Source organism: Aminobacter sp. P4_D5, from assembly GCF_056401815.1.
The window spans coordinates 1-548 of the sequence record NZ_JBFUIP010001253.1 but is presented as its reverse complement, the minus strand read 5'-3'; the positions used below and the strand labels follow the sequence as shown (position 1 = coordinate 548).

Below are 548 nucleotides of genomic sequence, written 5' to 3'. Positions count from 1 at the left end.
TCCATGGACCGCAGCGGCAGGCCGAGCGCCTGGATCTCGCGCCGCAGGATCTCCAGTGCAGGGTCGAGCTGGTCGTAGCGGAGCTCGGTCAGGTAGTTGTAGCCCTGGGTGAGGAGCGCGACGTCCGGCGGCGTGCCGGGCTGCCCGGAATCCTCGGGCGCCAGCTTGGGGTCGAGCAGCTTAAAAAGGTGGAACTCCACCTCGATGCCCGTGATGTAGTCGAAGCCCAGCGCCTCGGCGGCGGCCAGCTGCTTCTTGAGCGCGCCTCGCGAGGAATAGGGCGCCACACGGCCATCGGCGAAATGCGCCTCGCAGAGGATCCAGCCCGTGTGCGGCGCCCAGGGCAGGACCTTGAAGGTGGCCGGATCGGGGATGATCAGGAAGTCGGCCGCGCCCTGGAAGGCGAGGTCGTTCAGGCCCGCGCCGGCAGTGAAGACCGGGAAGGCCGTGCGGTGGGAGGTGTCCTTCAGCAGCAGCGTCGTCGTCAGCGCGATACCGTCGCGCATCGCCTTCGCGGCCTCGGCGGCGACGATGGTCTTGCCTCTGAC

Annotated in this window: 1 pseudogene; it reads right to left on the bottom strand. The window is 68.8% G+C overall.

What is annotated here, in order from left to right:
* Positions 1–548: pseudogene (locus AC1DWF_RS37790) on the bottom strand (glutamine synthetase); the annotation flags it as partial.